The sequence below is a fragment of the Candidatus Polarisedimenticolia bacterium genome, assembly GCA_036001465.1.
Lineage (GTDB): Bacteria > Acidobacteriota > Polarisedimenticolia > Gp22-AA2 > Gp22-AA2 > Gp22-AA3.
Genome location: DASYUH010000066.1, coordinates 22,234 through 37,695 on the forward strand (window position 1 = coordinate 22,234; position 15,462 = coordinate 37,695).

15 protein-coding genes are annotated in these 15,462 nt (G+C 70.2%); 5 read left to right on the forward strand and 10 right to left on the reverse strand.

What is annotated here, in order from left to right; translation table 11 throughout:
• Nucleotides 1-1,398 carry an MATE family efflux transporter gene (locus VGV60_13015; protein ID HEV8702186.1) on the reverse strand — a complete coding sequence of 466 codons (1,398 nt, stop codon included), beginning with the start codon at nucleotides 1,396-1,398 and terminating at the stop codon, nucleotides 1-3.
• 93 nt (nucleotides 1,399-1,491) lie between these two features.
• Here VGV60_13015 and VGV60_13020 point away from each other — a divergent pair, with 93 nt between their 5' ends.
• Complete coding sequence (locus VGV60_13020; GenBank protein HEV8702187.1) at nucleotides 1,492-3,639, forward strand: chloride channel protein; 2,148 nt, start codon at nucleotides 1,492-1,494, stop codon at nucleotides 3,637-3,639.
• Between the two features lie 982 nt (nucleotides 3,640-4,621).
• Here VGV60_13020 and VGV60_13025 read toward each other — a convergent pair.
• A complete protein-coding gene (locus VGV60_13025) occupies nucleotides 4,622-5,617 on the reverse strand; it encodes a hypothetical protein (GenBank protein HEV8702188.1) in 996 nt (331 codons plus the stop codon).
• A 274-nt stretch (nucleotides 5,618-5,891) separates the two neighbouring features.
• Between VGV60_13025 and VGV60_13030 the strand changes: the two genes are divergently transcribed.
• The 4 genes from VGV60_13030 (at nucleotide 5,892) to VGV60_13045 (ending at nucleotide 10,075) form a co-directional block, all read left to right on the forward strand.
• Nucleotides 5,892-6,233, forward strand: coding sequence for an STAS domain-containing protein (locus tag VGV60_13030; protein HEV8702189.1), 342 nt, complete (start codon nucleotides 5,892-5,894; stop codon nucleotides 6,231-6,233).
• On the forward strand, nucleotides 6,230-7,324 hold the full coding sequence (locus VGV60_13035) for an RluA family pseudouridine synthase (protein HEV8702190.1): 1,095 nt from the start codon (nucleotides 6,230-6,232) through the stop codon (nucleotides 7,322-7,324). Before VGV60_13030 ends, VGV60_13035 begins: the two co-directional genes overlap by 4 nt.
• A gap of 124 nt (nucleotides 7,325-7,448) precedes the next feature.
• A complete protein-coding gene (locus VGV60_13040; GenBank protein HEV8702191.1) occupies nucleotides 7,449-8,768 on the forward strand; it encodes a citrate synthase in 1,320 nt (439 codons plus the stop codon).
• Nucleotides 8,769-8,779: 11 nt separating this feature from the next.
• Nucleotides 8,780-10,075: an ATP-grasp domain-containing protein gene (locus VGV60_13045; protein HEV8702192.1), complete on the forward strand. Its 1,296-nt coding sequence runs from the start codon at nucleotides 8,780-8,782 to the stop codon at nucleotides 10,073-10,075.
• A 15-nt stretch (nucleotides 10,076-10,090) separates the two neighbouring features.
• Here VGV60_13045 and VGV60_13050 read toward each other — a convergent pair whose 3' ends face one another.
• The 8 genes from VGV60_13050 to VGV60_13085 all read right to left on the reverse strand — a co-directional run bounded on the left by VGV60_13050 (nucleotide 10,091) and on the right by VGV60_13085 (nucleotide 15,460).
• Nucleotides 10,091-10,834: a class I SAM-dependent methyltransferase gene (locus VGV60_13050; GenBank protein ID HEV8702193.1), complete on the reverse strand. Its 744-nt coding sequence runs from the start codon at nucleotides 10,832-10,834 to the stop codon at nucleotides 10,091-10,093.
• 12 nt (nucleotides 10,835-10,846) lie between these two features.
• Nucleotides 10,847-12,103 carry an aminoacetone oxidase family FAD-binding enzyme gene (locus VGV60_13055; GenBank protein ID HEV8702194.1) on the reverse strand — a complete coding sequence of 419 codons (1,257 nt, stop codon included), beginning with the start codon at nucleotides 12,101-12,103 and terminating at the stop codon, nucleotides 10,847-10,849.
• A gap of 17 nt (nucleotides 12,104-12,120) precedes the next feature.
• A complete protein-coding gene (locus tag VGV60_13060; GenBank protein ID HEV8702195.1) occupies nucleotides 12,121-12,255 on the reverse strand; it encodes a hypothetical protein in 135 nt (44 codons plus the stop codon).
• A gap of 12 nt (nucleotides 12,256-12,267) precedes the next feature.
• On the reverse strand, nucleotides 12,268-12,477 hold the full coding sequence (locus VGV60_13065; GenBank protein ID HEV8702196.1) for a hypothetical protein: 210 nt from the start codon (nucleotides 12,475-12,477) through the stop codon (nucleotides 12,268-12,270).
• A gap of 61 nt (nucleotides 12,478-12,538) precedes the next feature.
• Complete coding sequence (locus tag VGV60_13070; protein ID HEV8702197.1) at nucleotides 12,539-13,072, reverse strand: outer membrane beta-barrel protein; 534 nt, start codon at nucleotides 13,070-13,072, stop codon at nucleotides 12,539-12,541.
• A gap of 105 nt (nucleotides 13,073-13,177) precedes the next feature.
• On the reverse strand, nucleotides 13,178-13,600 hold the full coding sequence (locus VGV60_13075) for an extradiol dioxygenase (GenBank protein HEV8702198.1): 423 nt from the start codon (nucleotides 13,598-13,600) through the stop codon (nucleotides 13,178-13,180).
• Nucleotides 13,597-14,643: a methylated-DNA--[protein]-cysteine S-methyltransferase gene (locus VGV60_13080; protein ID HEV8702199.1), complete on the reverse strand. Its 1,047-nt coding sequence runs from the start codon at nucleotides 14,641-14,643 to the stop codon at nucleotides 13,597-13,599. Before VGV60_13080 ends, VGV60_13075 begins: the two co-directional genes overlap by 4 nt.
• A 70-nt stretch (nucleotides 14,644-14,713) precedes the next feature.
• On the reverse strand, nucleotides 14,714-15,460 hold the full coding sequence (locus VGV60_13085; protein ID HEV8702200.1) for a class I SAM-dependent methyltransferase: 747 nt from the start codon (nucleotides 15,458-15,460) through the stop codon (nucleotides 14,714-14,716).
• Nucleotides 15,461-15,462: the final 2 nt, after the last annotated feature.

The window sequence follows — 15,462 nt, forward strand, 5'->3', positions numbered from 1 at the left end:
TCAGGCGGAGTTCGTGCCCGCCCCCGGCCCCTCGAGCCGGCGCAGGGAGCGCCCGAGCCAGGTCAGAAACACGCTCGACGACACCGAGGAGGCGATGACGAGCCCGCCCAGGAGACCGTAGAGCGGCTCCACCGAGAGGGCGGCCGCCGCCCTCATCCCCAGGAAGGCGCAGGGGATCGTCAGGAGGAGGTAGCGGAAGACCGCCATGGTCAATCCGGGCCGGCCGCGCTGCAGGCCTTCGAACGCCGGCCGGCACAGGACGAATGGAACCATGACGAGGCAGGCCAGCGGACAGAAACGCAAGGCGACGGTGGCCAGCTCGGCGGTGCGCGCCGACTCGGCCAGGGCGCGGGCGAGGCGCGGGCCGCCCAGGAGGAGCGCCGGAGTCACCACGGCGACGCAGTAGAGGGCCGCCGCCAGCGTGATCTGACGCATCCCCTTCCTGATCGCCTCGATGGCCCCTTCTCCGAAGCGCCGCGCCACGAACGGCAGGACCGCGACGGCCGAGGCGATGATCGGCATGGCGGCGAACTGCAGGACGCGCGAGAAGATCCCGTAGGCCGCGATCGACTCGGTGGCCCCCGGCTGGCGGGCCAGGAGCCAGTTGACCAGGGCCGTCTCCACCGCCATCAACCCGTAGGTCAGGACCGCCGGCACGGCGAGCGACATCAGCGAGCGCAGGGGAGCCGGGTCCCGGGCCGGGTCGCTGTCGAGGCCGCTCGCCTGCCGCGCCGCCTCGTGCGCCGCGGCCTTGCGCAGCGCGTACACCAGCCCGCCGAGCCTGCCCAGGACGGTCGACAGGGCGATCCCGAACACGCCCCAGTGGAAGACGAACAGGAAGATGGCGTTCAGGCCGACGTTGATCAGATTCGACCAGATGCCGGCCCACATCGTGGAGCGGGTGTCGTGGTGCGCCTTGATGATGGAATCGGGGATGATCGACCAGAACGAGGTGAAGGCCGAGCCGCCGATGAGCACGGAGCCGTAGATCGAGAACTGCCGCGCCAGGGCGGGGTCGAGCCCCATCCGGTAGGCGCCGAAATAGATGTACAGGGCGATCGCCGAGAACACCGGCACCAGCGTCCAGACGGTGCGGCGCGACACCGCGAGGATCTGCTCGATGCGCGCTCCCTGCCGGCGCCCCATCGCCTGCGACAGGTTCGCCGTCAAGCCGGTGGACAGCCCCACCCAGCAGGCGATCATCAGAATCTCGTAGGGGAACGACAGGCCGCCGACCGCGGCGATGGCCGCGTCCCCGAGAGTGGCGGCGAACGCCAGGTCCACGAAGGTGAACAGCGATCGCATCTGGAAGGACAGGATGAGCGGCGCGGCCATCTTCAAGATGGACGAGGGGGCGTGCCCGGCGGCTCGGCCGGAGCGGCTGTCGGGGGATGTCATCGGGACGGTCCGAGGCTCCGCGAAGGCCCGTCATTCTAACAGAGACGACGGGCATCGTCCGAGCCAAGGAATTACAATGACCCGGGAGGATGCATGGAGGAGCGGCGACTGACCCGTCTGCGGATGTTCGCCGACTGGCGCCCCTTCGTCTCGCTGCTCCACCGCCCGCCCGGGGAGAAGCGGTTCCTCCTCCTGGTGCCCCTGACCGGGGTCGTGACCGGACTCGCCTCCGTGGCGCTCATCCGCCTGCTCGGGCTCTTCCAGGGGCTCTTCTGGGGCTCGCGTCACGAAATCCTCGAGCACGCCCTGGCCCTGCCGCTGTGGCACCGCTTCCTCGTCCCGACCCTGGGCGGGGCGATGATCGGGCTCATCGTCTTCATGACCCGCGAGCCGGTCGGCGGGCACGGCACGACCGCCCTCATCGAGGCGGTGGCGCAGCGGGGCGGAGTCCTGCATCTCGGCCGGAGCCTCCTGAAGGCGGCCGCGACCATCATCACGGTCGGGACCGGCGGCTCGCTCGGGCGCGAGGGACCGCTGATCCGCGTCGGCGCGGCCCTCGGCTCGGTCCTCGGCCGGCGCTTCCACCTCGCCGGCAACCGGCTGAACATCCTGCTCGGCTGCGGGGCCGCGGCCGGCATCGCGGCCGCCTACAACGCGCCGATCGGCGGGGCGCTGTTCGCGCTCGAGGTGATTCTCGGCAACTTCGCCCTGGAAAGCTTCGGCCCGATCGTCGTCGCCGCGGCCATCGGCACGGTCATCTCGCGCCATCTGATCAGCGCCTATCCGGCGTACCACCCGCCCGACTACAGCACCCTGACCAGCGGCTGGGAGCTCTGGCACTACCTCTTGATGGGGATCCTCATCGGCGTCGCCTCCTCGCTGTTCATCCTGGCGCTCCGTGGCGCGGAGAAGGGCTTCAAGCGGCTGCCGCTTCCGGAATGGGCGAAGCCGGTGGCGGGGTTCGCGCTGCTCGGCCTGATCGGCGCCTTCGTTCCGCACGTGTTCGGCAACGGCTACGACACCACGAACCACGTCCTGCTCGACGACGGTGTGGTGCCGCTCAGTCTCGTGATCGTGCTGCCGCTCCTGAAGCTCGCGGCGACCGCCCTCACCGCGGGGTCGGGCGGCTCGGGGGGCCTGTTCACGCCGACCCTGTTCATCGGGTCGACGCTCGGGTACGTCTACGGCGCCTGGTGCCACGAGTCGTTCCCGCTCGCGACCTCGGTCCCGGGCGCCTACGCCCTGGTCGGGATGGGGGCGATGATCGCGGGGACCACGCAGGTGCCCCTCACCTCGATCATGATCATCTTCGAGCTGACCGGCGATTACGAGGTCATCCTGCCGCTCATGGTCGCCTGCACCGGTGCGGTGGTCGTGTCACGGCTCCTGCACCGCGAGTCGATCTACACCGAGTCCCTGATCGAGCGCGGCGTCCGGCTGGGCGGCAGGATGGAGGAGCTGGTCATGGACACCATCCAGGTGCGCGATCTCATGCGCTCGGCCTGCGCTCCGGTGAACGAGCTGGAGAGCGTGGGGGTGGTCATGAAGCGGCTGCTCGAGGAGGGCCGGAAGGAGCTGTTCGTCGTCGGCGAGGACGGCCGCCTGCTGGGAGCGATCACGCTGGGGGACCTCTCCGAGCCCCTGCGCAATCCCGAGGCGGCGCAGACGCTGCGCGCCCGGGACGTCATGTACACGGACGTGCCGGTGCTGCGCGAGGGCGATCTCCTGTCCGTGGCGATCGGCCGCTGGAAGCAGGTCAGCCGCGATCGGCTCCCGGTCGTCGACTCGCCGGAATCGCGCCGCTTGGTGGGGGAGCTGTCGGCGGGGGACATCATCGCGGTCTACAGCCAGGAAGTCCTGCACAAGGAGGCCCGCCTGGCGCGCTTCGATCGCCGCGGGCCGGGCGAGCGCCCCCAGACGACCTTCGTCGAGCTGCCGGGCGAATACGTCGTCGCCATGGTCATGCTGCCCGAGTCCTTCCCCGGGATGACGTTGCGCGAGCTGGGCGCCCGCCAGCGCTTCGGAGTGAACATCATCGAGCTGAAGCGGGCCCTCCCCGGCGGCCGGGAGCGCCGCATCATGCCCGACCCGAACACCGAGCTGAAGCCGGGGGATGGCCTCATCGTGGTGGGCCGCCCCGCGGAGATCGCCCGCCTGGGCGATCCGATCTCCCTGGCGGAGATCGCCGCGGCGCACCAGGTTCCGGCCCCTCCAGATACCTCTCGTCCCCCGGGTGGTTGAGGGTCCAGTAGGCCAGCCGCTGCGTCCACTTCAGGCGGTAGCCGCTCCCGTCCGGGCGATCCCACGCCACGAGGACGTACGGGTAGTCGCGCGAGGTCCAGAAGAGCTCGGGCGGCCCCTCGGTAGCCTGCAGCTCCCAGCGCAGGGCGCGGAACGCTCCGGCCGGAACCTGCACCCGCTCCTCGGCGGCCGCCTTCAGGGTCGCGGGCCGGACCTCGGGTGGCGCGCCCCGGCTGTCGATCTGGGACGGCACGATCCGGAGGGGGAGGGCCGTTCCCGGCGCCTGGGGCAGCGATCGGATCCACAGGGGGAGCGCGTCGTAGAAGACGACGTCCTCTCCGGCCGGAATTCCGTAGGTCGCCTCCGCCTGGCCGTCCCAATACGTATGCACGTGCAGCGCGCGACCGCCGGCCCGCCGCGTGTATTCCTTGTAGGTGTTGCCGCACCACTCGTTGGAGGTGAGCGACAGCTTCACCAGCTCCATGGTGCCCCGGTCGAAGAACGCCGAGGCCATCTGATGATAGCTGTAGATCCCGGTCTGGTAGTTGATGACATGGTTCAGCTTCAGGACAGGGAAGAGGTCGGCAGGGTCGTGTCCGGGGTCCGCCTTCACCATCTGCCGTTTCGAAAAGTCCTCCTTCACGACGATCAGATAGGCGGTCAGCCGGCGCGGCGCGCCATAGCGGCGCACCGAGGCCTCATAGGCGTCGATCTCGGCGCGCCCGTCGTCCCAGAGAGCGCTCGCGGCGAACGCCTCCGGGCCGGCCGCCGCCATGGCGGGGACCGGCGCGGCGGGGGGAGATCCGCCTGCCGCGTGGCCGGCGGGGACGCTTCCCGGGCAGGCGGCGCTCGCGGCCGCCAGGGCGAGCAGGAGGACCGCGGGCGCCAGGCCGGCTTCCAGGGACCGCCCTCCGTCTCTCATGGCCCAGAGTGTACCCGATGGGAAAATGCCCGAGAACCGTGGAGGTGGCTGGCGGCTGAGTCAGGGGGCAACCGGGAGCCTGCCCCAGTTCTCTCTCCAGGCGAGGACCTCTTCTTCGCGGTAGCGCCTGGACGCCAGGCCCAGCGCCTGTGCCGGGGTGGTGCCGGTCCGGTTGGTGATCGGCCGGCAGTAGTTCACCCATAACGAGGCAATCTCCAGGTGTTGCTGCAGGCGCAGCCGGCGTTTGCTGACGCACCAGCTGCGACGCCGCAGGCGGGCCAGGAAGTGCCGCAGCCGGGCATTGGTGTGATTGATGGGGAAGAGCGGGTTCGTCCGGTCCCGCCGCGTCGATGCGGAATGCGGCGCCCAGATGAATCGTCGTCCGAACAGCCGCCGGCCCAGGCGCTCGTAGAGGGGCTTCCGGTCGGAATGCAGGACCACCGCGCCGCCGGTGGCCACGCAGCGCCGCAGGCGCAGGAGGACCGCCCGCACGGCGGCGGCCGATTGCGAGGGACGCCGGCCGTAACGTGCCTCGTGCTCGGCCCTCCTGCGCCGCTGCGTCGGGGTCATGCGTCCCTTGCGCCGGAGCGGCCCCGCCTCCGAGGCGATGAGGAAGAAGCTGCGCGGCTCGATGAGCACGGGGACGGTCACCGGCTGGAAGCGGTTTCCCTCGAAGGTCTCCAGCTCGTCGAGCATGAACGGTCCCTGCAGGGACTCCAGGCGGTTGGCGTGGAACCGGGCGGCATGGCGGGCCAGCCAGAGGAAGCGGTGCTCGACGGTGCGGCGGGCGACGCCCAGGACGCGGGCGGCCTGGCGCAGTGCCACGCAGGCGAGCATCAGGCGCAGGAAGGGCGCATTGAGGTGAGGCTTCTTCTGATTGCGGTCGGCCCGGAAGGACTGCCGGGAGAATCGGCGGCGGCAGAGCCGGCAGCGGAAGCGCTGCACCGGATGGGCACGGCAGCGCGGGTAGTAGAGTCCGTCGCGATGGAAGAACGGCGCGGCGGGGTCGAGCCGGGCGGTGCAGGGGGCAAACGGGCAGCGCGGTGGAATGAACAAGCGAGCCTCCGTCGACGCGGACGGACGCGCGTATAGAAAGGATCGTGCCAGAGCGAAAACGCCCGATCGGGCGAGCAGACTGCCTGACAGGTCAGCAACTTAGCCGAGGCGTCCGGCGGGAGGAGGCCCTCAGGCTGTCCGCGGAAGGACAGAGCTCCGATTCAGCGCCTCCTAGCCGGACGCTGGCCTCCACGGTCGTAGGGCATTTTCATACCCGATGGCTTAGAATGGCCTCCACCGCGATGCCCGCGGCTGTCACGCCTGAGGGGGGAGCATGAGCTTGAAGGTCAGGGAAGCTGGCAAGGTCCGGATACTCGACATCAAGGGGAAGCTGACGCTGGGCGAGGCGGTCGAATCGCTCGACAAGTCGGTCAAGGGGCTCCTGGAGGAAGGGAACACCCGCCTCATCGTCAATCTCAAGTCGGTCGATTACGTGGACAGCGCGGGCATCGGCGAGCTGGTCGCGGCCAAGAAACGCTACGTCGAGAAGAAGGGGGACGTGAAGCTCCTGATGCCGACGCAGACCGTCTACAACGTTCTGTCGATGCTCTCCCTGCACCTGATCTTCGAGATCTTCCAGGACGAGGCGAAGGCGCTCGGATCGTTCGCCGGTTGAGGAGCCTGGTCCTCGAGGTCGCCCCGGAGGACGCCGGCCGGACCCTGCAGGCCATTCTGCACGATCGGGGAGGCTTCAGCCACAGCGAGGCGCGGGGGCTCATCGACGCCGGATCGGTCAGGCTGCCGGCCGGCGGCCGAGACCGCGCCTCGAGACCGATCGGCCCCGGCGAGTACGCGCGCCGCGTCGCCGCCGGCGAGCGCTACGAGATCCAGGTCGATTCCTCCCGCCGCTACCGCCCGCAACCCCCGCCCCGGCCCGGCGAGGGGTACCGGATCATCCACCAGGAGCGCGAGCTCCTCGTCGTCGAGAAGCAGCCCCGGCTCCTGAGCGTCCCGACGCCCCTGCGCGAGGACGAGGACAGCCTGGTCGAGAGGCTCCTCGAGTCCGAGCGCGACAGGGGAGTCCGCCGACCGGCCCTTTACGCCCTGCATCGCCTCGACTGGGACACCAGCGGTCTGCTGCTGTTCGCCCGCTCGCGGCGCGCCTTCGAGGCGCTCGAGGCCCAATTCAAGACCCGGACCATCGAGAGGATCTACACCGCGGTGGCGAAGGGCCGGGTCGAGCCGGACGAAGGACGGTTCGAAAGCCATCTCGTCGAGGACCCGAGGAGCCTCAAGGTGCACTCCACCCGCCGCCCTGGAGAAGGCAAAGAGGCGATCACCGAATACACCGTGACCGAGCGTCTGCCCGGGGCCACGGTCCTGTCGGTACGCCTGCGCACCGGCCGCAGGAATCAGATCCGGGTCCACCTGGCCGAGGCCGGCCATTCTCTCATCGGCGACCGCAGCTACGGCCGGCGCACGTCCCTCATCGGGCGGACCGCGCTGCACGCCAGGACGCTGCGCTTCGTCCATCCGGTCACCGGCCAGCGCGTCGAGTTCGAATCGTCGCTGCCGCGCGACATGCGGCACCTGATCAAGGCGCTCCGCCGGGGTGTGGCCGCGGAGCAGGCCGCGGACCCGGACGCCGCGGGCGCGGCCGCAGGGGCCGGCAGGCCCGGCGAGGCCGGCCGGCCCGGGCCGGCCGGAGCCGCCAGGCGTCCGGGCCGCCGCCGGCGTGGCGGGCCAGGAGGAAAACATCCGGGTTGACGCCGCCGGGCCCACCCTGTCCTGAGTTATCCTTAGGTGTGCAGCGACCGCCGAGCGCACCCGATTGCGGAGGACATCCCCCTTGCCCCGTTCAGGCAGCAGCCCCGGCGCCCAGGAAGCTCCGGTGAGCAAGGTCTCGACCGGCAGCCAGCCGGCCCGACGTGAGTCTCTGACCATCACCGACAACCGCACGGGCAAGTCGTACGAAGTGCCGATCGAGACCGGCACCATCAAGGCCATGGCCCTGCGCGATATCAGGACCTCCGAAGACGACTTCGGCCTCATGTCCTACGACCCGGCCTTCACGAACACGGCACTCTGCAGAAGCCGGATCACGATGATCGATGGGGACAGGGGGATCCTCAACTACCGCGGGTACCCAATCGAGGAGCTGGCCGAGCACAGCACCTACCTCGAGGTCGCCTATCTCATCCTGAACGGCGAGCTGCCGAACCGGAAGCAGCACGAGGCGTGGGTCCACTCCATCACGCACCACACCTTCCTGCACGAGACCATGAAGCGCTTCATCGAGGCGTTCCGCTACGACGCCCATCCGATGGGAATCATGGTCAGCGCGGTCGCGGCGCTGTCGACCTTCTACCGGGAGGCGAGCAGCATCTTCGACCCGGTGGCGAGGCGCAATCAGATGGTGAGGCTGATCGCCAAGATGCCGACCCTTGCGGCGTTCGCCTACCGCGCCAGCGTCGGGCTGCCGTTCGTCTACCCCGACAACGACCTGTCGTACACCGGCAACTTCCTGAACATGCTGTTCCGGATGGCCGAGTCGAAGTACCGCCCGAACCCGGTCCTGGAGCGCGCCCTGGACGTGCTGTTCGTCCTGCACGCGGACCACGAGCAGAACTGCTCGACGCTCGCCATGCGCGCCGTGGGCTCGTCGCACCCCGACCCGTATTCGGCCGTGGCGGCCGGGGTCGCGGCGCTGTACGGGCCGCTGCATGGCGGGGCGAACGAGATGGTCCTGCGCATGCTGAAGGAGATCGGGTCGAAGGATCGGGTGCCGGACTACATCCACCGGGTCAAGCAGGGACAGACGCGCCTGATGGGCTTCGGCCACCGCGTCTACAAGAATTACGACCCGCGGGCCCGCATCATCAAGCAGATCGCCGACCAGGTGTTCGAAGTCACCGGGCGCAACCCCCTGCTCGACATCGCCCTCGAGCTCGAGCGCATCGCGCTGCAGGACGACTACTTCGTCAGCCGCAAGCTCTACCCGAACGTCGACTTCTACTCCGGGCTCATCTACCAGAGCATGGGCTTCCCCGTGGAGACCTTCCCCGTCCTGTTCGCCATCCCGCGCACCTGCGGCTGGCTGGCCCAGTGGGAGGAGATGCTCCTCGACTCCGAGCAGAAGATCGCCCGTCCGCGCCAGGTGTACACGGGCGCGCCCCGCCGCGACTACATTCCGATGGACGATCGGGCCTGACGGGAGCGACCGTGCCCGGTCGATCGCAACGCACGGCGCGGCGGACGCGATCGGTCGCCGCCCCTCCCACGCGCGTGCTCCTGCTCCTGCCCGCGACCACCTATCGCGCGCGCGACTTCATCCAGGCCGCGGAGCGGCTCGGCGTCGAGACCGTCGTCGGCTCCGACCGGAGGCAGGCGCTCCAGGACCTGCAGCCGGCACGCGGTGTGACGCTCGACCGGCGCGATCCGGCGACCGCCGCCTCCCAGATCGTCGCCTTCGCCGCCTCACATCCCCTGGCGGCCATCGTCCCGACCGACGACGAGAGCGCGGTCGTGGCGGCCGCCGCGTCCGCCCGGCTCGGCCTGCCCCACAACCCGCCCGAGGCCGCGCGCGCGGCGCGGCGCAAGGACAGCCTGCGCCGCATCCTGCACGCCGGCGGCGTCCGGACGCCGCCCTACGACCTCATGACCCTGGAGGACGATCCTGCGGCGGCCGCCCGGCGGCAGACGTTTCCCTGCGTCCTCAAGCCGACGTTCCTGGCCGCCAGCCGCGGCGTCATCCGCGCCGACGGCCCGGACCAGTTCGTCGCCGCCTTCCGGCGCATTGCCGCTCTGCTCGGCGATCCCGACGTCGCCGAGAAGGGGCAGGACGCCGCCCGACTGATCCTGGTGGAGGAGTTCATCCCCGGCGTCGAGGTCGCCCTGGAAGGGCTGCTCATCCGAGGGCGCCTCAAGGTCCTGGCGCTGTTCGATAAGCCGGATCCGCTCGACGGTCCCTTCTTCGAGGAGACGCTCTACGTGACCCCGTCCCGGCTGCCGGCCGGGAGCCGAAAGGCGATCGAGGCCCTGACGGCCCGGGCCGCCCGCACCCTCGGCCTGAGGACGGGACCCGTGCACGCCGAGCTTCGCCTGAACGAGCGCGGCCCCTGGCTCATCGAGCTGGCGGCGCGTTCCATCGGCGGGCTCTGCTCGCGCACCCTGCGCTTCTCGACCGGCCTGTCGCTCGAGGAGGTCGTCCTGATGCACGCCCTGGGCCGGGACGTGACCCGGCTCCGGCGGGAGTCGCGGCCCGCCGGGGTCATGATGATCCCGATTCCGCGCGCCGGAATCCTGCGCGGCGTCTCGGGCCTTCAGGAAGCCCGGAACGTCGGGGGGATCGAGGACATCACGATCAGCGCGACCCTCGGCAAGCCGCTGGTGCCGCTTCCGGAGGGGTCGTCCTATCTGGGGTTCATCTTCGCGCGCGCAGCCAGTCCGGCGCGGGTCGAGGCGGCCCTGCGGGAGGCGCACCGGCGAATCGCCTTCGCCATCCAGCCGGCGGGCTAGGAGCCTCTCCCGTGCTCAGGCTTTGGCGGAGACCAGGATGAGGTAGCGCGACCCGGCCTGGAACGGCGCGCCGTCCAGAGAGCTGACAGGATCCTCGGCGATCAGCCCCGCCTCCGAGAGGAGCGCGCGGATCTCCCGGAGCGTGTACACCCAGTGCAGGCCGGTCCTCGTGTGGGTCTCGCCCCGGCGCACGAACGTGTAGGTCGTCTCGAGACACCCGTCCACGGCGTGATAGCGGTTCTCCTCGAGAAACAGGATGTCGTCGACTTTCGACCATTCCCGCTCGACGAGATTGGGGAGGATCGATTCCGCGGTCATTCCGCTGTCGAGAACGAAGCGGGCGCCCGGCTTCAGCGCCCGTGAGATCGCCCCGACGAACTCCCGGAGCCCCGCAGGTTCGATGTACCCGAAGCTGTTTCCGAAACAGCAGGCGGCATCGAACTCGGAGCGCCAGGGAAGGTCCCGCATGTCGGCCTGCCGCCAGTCGACGTTCAGGCCGGAGGAGGCGGCGCCCGCGCGCGCCAGGTCGATCTGTTCTTTCGAGAGATCGACGCCGGTCACGGCGAAGCCCCGCGAGGCCAGCTCGAGGGCGTGCCGGCCGGCGCCGCATGGCACGTCGAGCACCCGATCCCCGGGCTGCAGCCTCAGGGCGCGCGCCAGGAAATCGGCTTCGAGACGCGTCTGCTCCGGCGGCATCGCCTTGCGCCACATCTCGACGACGACGCCCTGGAAGAAGCTCTCGTACCAGCGGAAATCCATGCGCGGATTATGTCACGACCGTGACGTCCGGAAACCATCGGTCCCCGCGGCGCCGAGGCCGGCGGCCCGTCCCGTCGCCCACGCCCAGAGGAAGTTGTAGCCGCCGATCGGGCCGAACGCGTCGAGCATCTCGCCGCAGAGGAAGAGGCCCGGATGCCGTCGGCTCTCCAGGGTGCGCGGATCGATCTCGGCGAGGCTCACGCCGCCGCCGGTCACCTCGGCCTTGCGATACCCTTCGTCGGCCGTCCACGGCAGGTCCCCCCGGACGAGCGTGTCGATGAGGCGAAGCCGCTCGGCGCGGCGCAGGTCCGCGAGCGGCCGCGCGGGCTCGACCCCGGCCGCCACGAGCAGGGCGGTGGCCAGGCGCTCGGGAAGCTCGGCGCGGAGCGCCCCCGCCACGGTCCGGGCGCCCCGGGGGCGGAGGGCCTGCTCCCACTCCCGCGCATCGAGCCGGCACCAGCGGACCTCGAGGCGAGCCCGGGGCCCGTTTCCTTCGCGGGATCGCACCGCGACGTGGGAAATATCGAGCACCGCCGGTCCGCTGTACCCCTTGTGCGTGAACAGGAACCCGCCGGCCGCGGCCGCCTCCCGGCCGGAGCCGCGGGCGCAGAGCGTGACCTCCACCGAGACCCCCGCCAGGGACGCGAAGGGGGCCGGGTCCGCGGTGAGAGGCGTGAGAGCCGCGTAGGTCGGGTGCACGGCATGCCCGAGCCGTCCGGCGACCCTCAGGCCGAGCCCGTCGCTGCCGGTGGAAGGGACGGAGAGACCGCCCGTGGCCACCACGACGGCGTCCGCCACGAGCGGCGGCGCCCCCTCCCGTTCGATCCGCCAGCCGTCCGCAATCGGCGTGAAATCGGTGACCGTCGTGCCGGTCAGCACGGTCGCGCCACGGCGGCCCGCGAGCTCCAGGAGCCCGTCCCGCACGTCCCGGGCGCGGTTCGAAGCAGGGAAGAGCTTGGCCGACTCCTGCTCCTCGACGAGCGGGATCCCCATCTCCCTCTCGAAGAAGACGATCTGTTCCCGGAGAGGCCAGGAGCGGACCATCTTGCGCAGGAGGTGAGGAGGGGAATCGGTCACGAAGCGGGATTCCTCGACCCGCGCCGGCAGGATGTTGCACCGGCCGCCGCCGCTGATCAGGATCTTGCGGCCGCCGTCCCGTGTGCGCTCGAGCAGGAGGGTCTCCGCGCCCGACGTGGCGGCGAAGATCGCCGCCATCGTGCCGGCCGCGCCCGCGCCGACCACGACCACCCGCCGCTGTCCGGGCTTCACGTTCGAAGGCCCGGCGATCAATCCGTGTCGGGAAGGGCGCGATCCGCGGCCAGCAGGCGCGCATGCCGGATCAGCTCGGCTCCCGTCAGGACGCCCCAGCCGCGGGACAGGGCCAGGGATCGAGCCGCATCGATGGTGTAGGCACCCGACATGGTGCGGTTATTCTACTCCCGCCGGGCGTCATCGAGAGACGGCGCAGCGGAAAGGGCTCGAAGCAATTCCGCTTTCGCGTCCGCCACCGCGAGCCATTCGAGGGCCGGGTCGATGTCCCGGAAGACCTTGACCTGCACGTCCGTTACGTCGACGAAATCGCAGAGCTGGTGGAAATGCGGCCTGAAGCGCGGGTCGGCGGCCAATGCGCGGGCGTGCGCCACGAGCTCGCGATCCGTCAGGACGCCCCAACCCCTGGAGAGGACCAGAGACCGGGACAGGCTCCTAGTTTCCCCACCGCCAGGTGAACCCGGCGTTGGCGGCCAGCCCGTCGAACTGGGTGTCCCGATCGAACGCCGCGAGCGTGATGGTGGTGTCCATCTTTCTCCACAGCGCCTCGACGAAGAAGCGGGAGCCTTCGCCGCCGAACTCCAGTCCGGCCTGCCCGTAGATCCCGCTCTGGTTGTCGATCTCCCCCTGGTCGGTGTCGAGGAAGAAGTAGGAGACGCCCGCCCCGACATACGGATTGATCGGCCCGCCCGGGAGCAGGTTGACGCGCAGGCCGCCTTCCACCGGCTTGGCCTTGACGTCGACCATCTGTCCCTGGACGTCGGTCGAGAAACTCGGATAGTAGGTGCCGTGAAAGTCGAGCTCGAGATACTTGACGAAGTTGAATCCTGCGCGGACCCCGCCCCCCTTGCTGCTGTCCGCCTGGTCGGAGTCCCAGTACGATCCGTAGAGACCGAAGCTGCCTGCGTGGGCCGGCACGGAGAACACGGCAAGAGCGGCGAGCGCGATGGCGAAGTTTTTCCAGTTCAAGTTGACCTCCCCGGCGGGACAAGCGACCCGCCCAGTTGAATTGAGCCCCCACCTACCGTAGCGCAGATTTCGGGCACGGGCAAATGGCGGACAGGGGAGGGTGGGCTATCTTGATGGACGCTTCCGGGGGGCCGGCTGTCCCCCGGCGCGCCGCGCCGGCGCCCGCGTCTTCTTCTTCGGGCTCATCGAGCCCGGACGAGCGTGCCGCGGCTGGTAGACGCCGATCTTCCCGCCGCCCGGGAGCGGAATCTGCGTGAGCAGCCCCCATCCCAGGCTCTGCACCGGAGCGCAGGCGATCCCCTGCTTCTTCATGTCCGCGGTCAGCGCCTTGACGTCGTCGCACATCAGGAAGAACTCGTGAACGTCGTTCTCGTCGGAAGGATGGACCGCCACCTCCGCCGGCGGCAGCCCGAAGATCAGCCAGCCGTCGCCCACGTCGACGTGCGGCAGCCCGAGCACGTCGCGCAGCATGGCGCGGTCGGCGTCGGGGTCCTTGCTGTAAATGATCGAATGCGCGCCGATGATCATGATCTCCTCCTTTCCAGATCGAGCAGATACTGCTTCCGCCACAGGCCGCCGCCGTAGCCGCACAGGTGTCCGTCCTTGTTCACGATGCGGTGGCACGGGATCACGATGGCAATGCGATTGAGGCCGTTCGCCCGCCCCACCGCGCGGACCGCCCGGGGCTGTCCCACCGCGGCCGCCATCTCTTCGTAGGAGCGCGTCTCCCCGTACGGGACGGCGAGCAGCTGCGTCCAGACCCGCCCCTGAAAGGGGGTCCCGGGATAGGTCAGCGGAACCGAGAACCGGCGCAGCGAACCGGCGAAATACGAGGCCATCTCCTCCTGGAGCCGATCCAGGTGCGCGTTCGAACCGGGGATGACCGGCGCCCCGAACACCCGGCGCACGGAGCCGATCTGCGCCTCGAGCATCCTCCGGTCGGTGTACTCGACCAGGCAGACGCCCGCGGCCGTCGCTCCGGCCACCAGGGGGCCGAGGGGGCTCTTCATCCAGGCGAGGAGCACGCACTCCTTCTCGCGGGAAGCGCCGGGCGGGCTGCCGAACGCCCGGGCGAACGCCTCGCGAAACCCGCTGTGCGAATCGTAGCCGCTCTCGTACACGGCGTCGTCGATCTCCCCCCCCTCCCGGATGAAGCTCAGGGCGCCGGTCAGCCGCCGGGAGCGCGCGTAGGCGTGGAAGGTCATGCCATAGCGGCTGAGGAAATAGCGCCTCACCGTCCCCGGGTCGACACCCCGGAAGCGCAGGTCGGCCTCGGACAGCCGCTTCGACGGATGGTCCTCGACCGCCGCGATCAGCTCGGCGGCCCAGGCCGGCTGGTCGTCCAGCGCCAGGGGGAGGCACCGCCTGCAGGGGCGGTAGCCGGCGGCGAGCGCGCGCCCGGCGCTCGCGAAGTACTCGACGTTCTTCGGGAGCGGTTTTCGCGCCGGGCAGGTCGGCCGGCAGAAGATCCCGGTCGTGCGCACGCCCAGGAAGAAAACGCCGTTGTAGGAAGCGTCCCGCCGGAGGTAGGCCCGCTCCATCTCGGCCGGCGGCGGCATCAGCGTGTTCATTGGCGGAGTCTACCCGAGGGGGCCGCATCGATCCACCGAAGATCGGGCGTGGATGTCGCGGCGCGGCCGTCTAGCGGGCGGCCATGCAGGATCGAACCGTCGCCAGGGAGCGGTGATCCGCGCGCGCCAGGCAGTCCAGGAAATCCCGCCGGAGCGGCTCGAACTCGGGTCCGCAGAAATCCCGGAGGAGAGGCATCCGCTCGAAACGGGAGCTCCAGGCTTCGAGGACGTCCGCCCGGGCCGGTCCCGCGAACGAAAGCTCCAGGTCCTCGACAGTGAACTCCCGGGTCACCGTGAATCCGGACGTCTTCAGATGGCTCGGCAGCCTTCCGCCCATGTGAAAGTCATAGCGGCCCGCGGCAAACGCGTCGGCGGCGTAGGCCTCGAGGAGCGATCGGGTGCGGTCGCCGAGCGGCTCGTGCCCGAACAGGTTGTCGATCTCGGTGAGCGCGATCCAGCCGCCGGGCCTTAGACGTCTCCGCCAGGACGCGAGGACCGGGGGCAGATCGGGGAAATAGGCGGCGGCGAAGCTGGACCAGATGCCGTCCGCCGTGACGTCGAGGCCGGAGAGGGTTTGCAGATTGCTTCGATGAAACTCCGCGCCCGCGAGGCGCCTCGCCCGCGCCCGGCTCAGGAGCTCCTCGTTCCCGTCGACGCCGATCACACGCGCGCCCCGGGCCTCGAGCTCCGCCGCCTGATCCCCCACCCCGCAGCCGAGGTCCAGGACGGTCTGCCCGCCGAGAGGGGGCAGGGCCTCGAAGATGCGCGGCCAGGCGCGCCAGACCGCCTGCCGCCGGTATCCGCTGGCGAGACTCATGC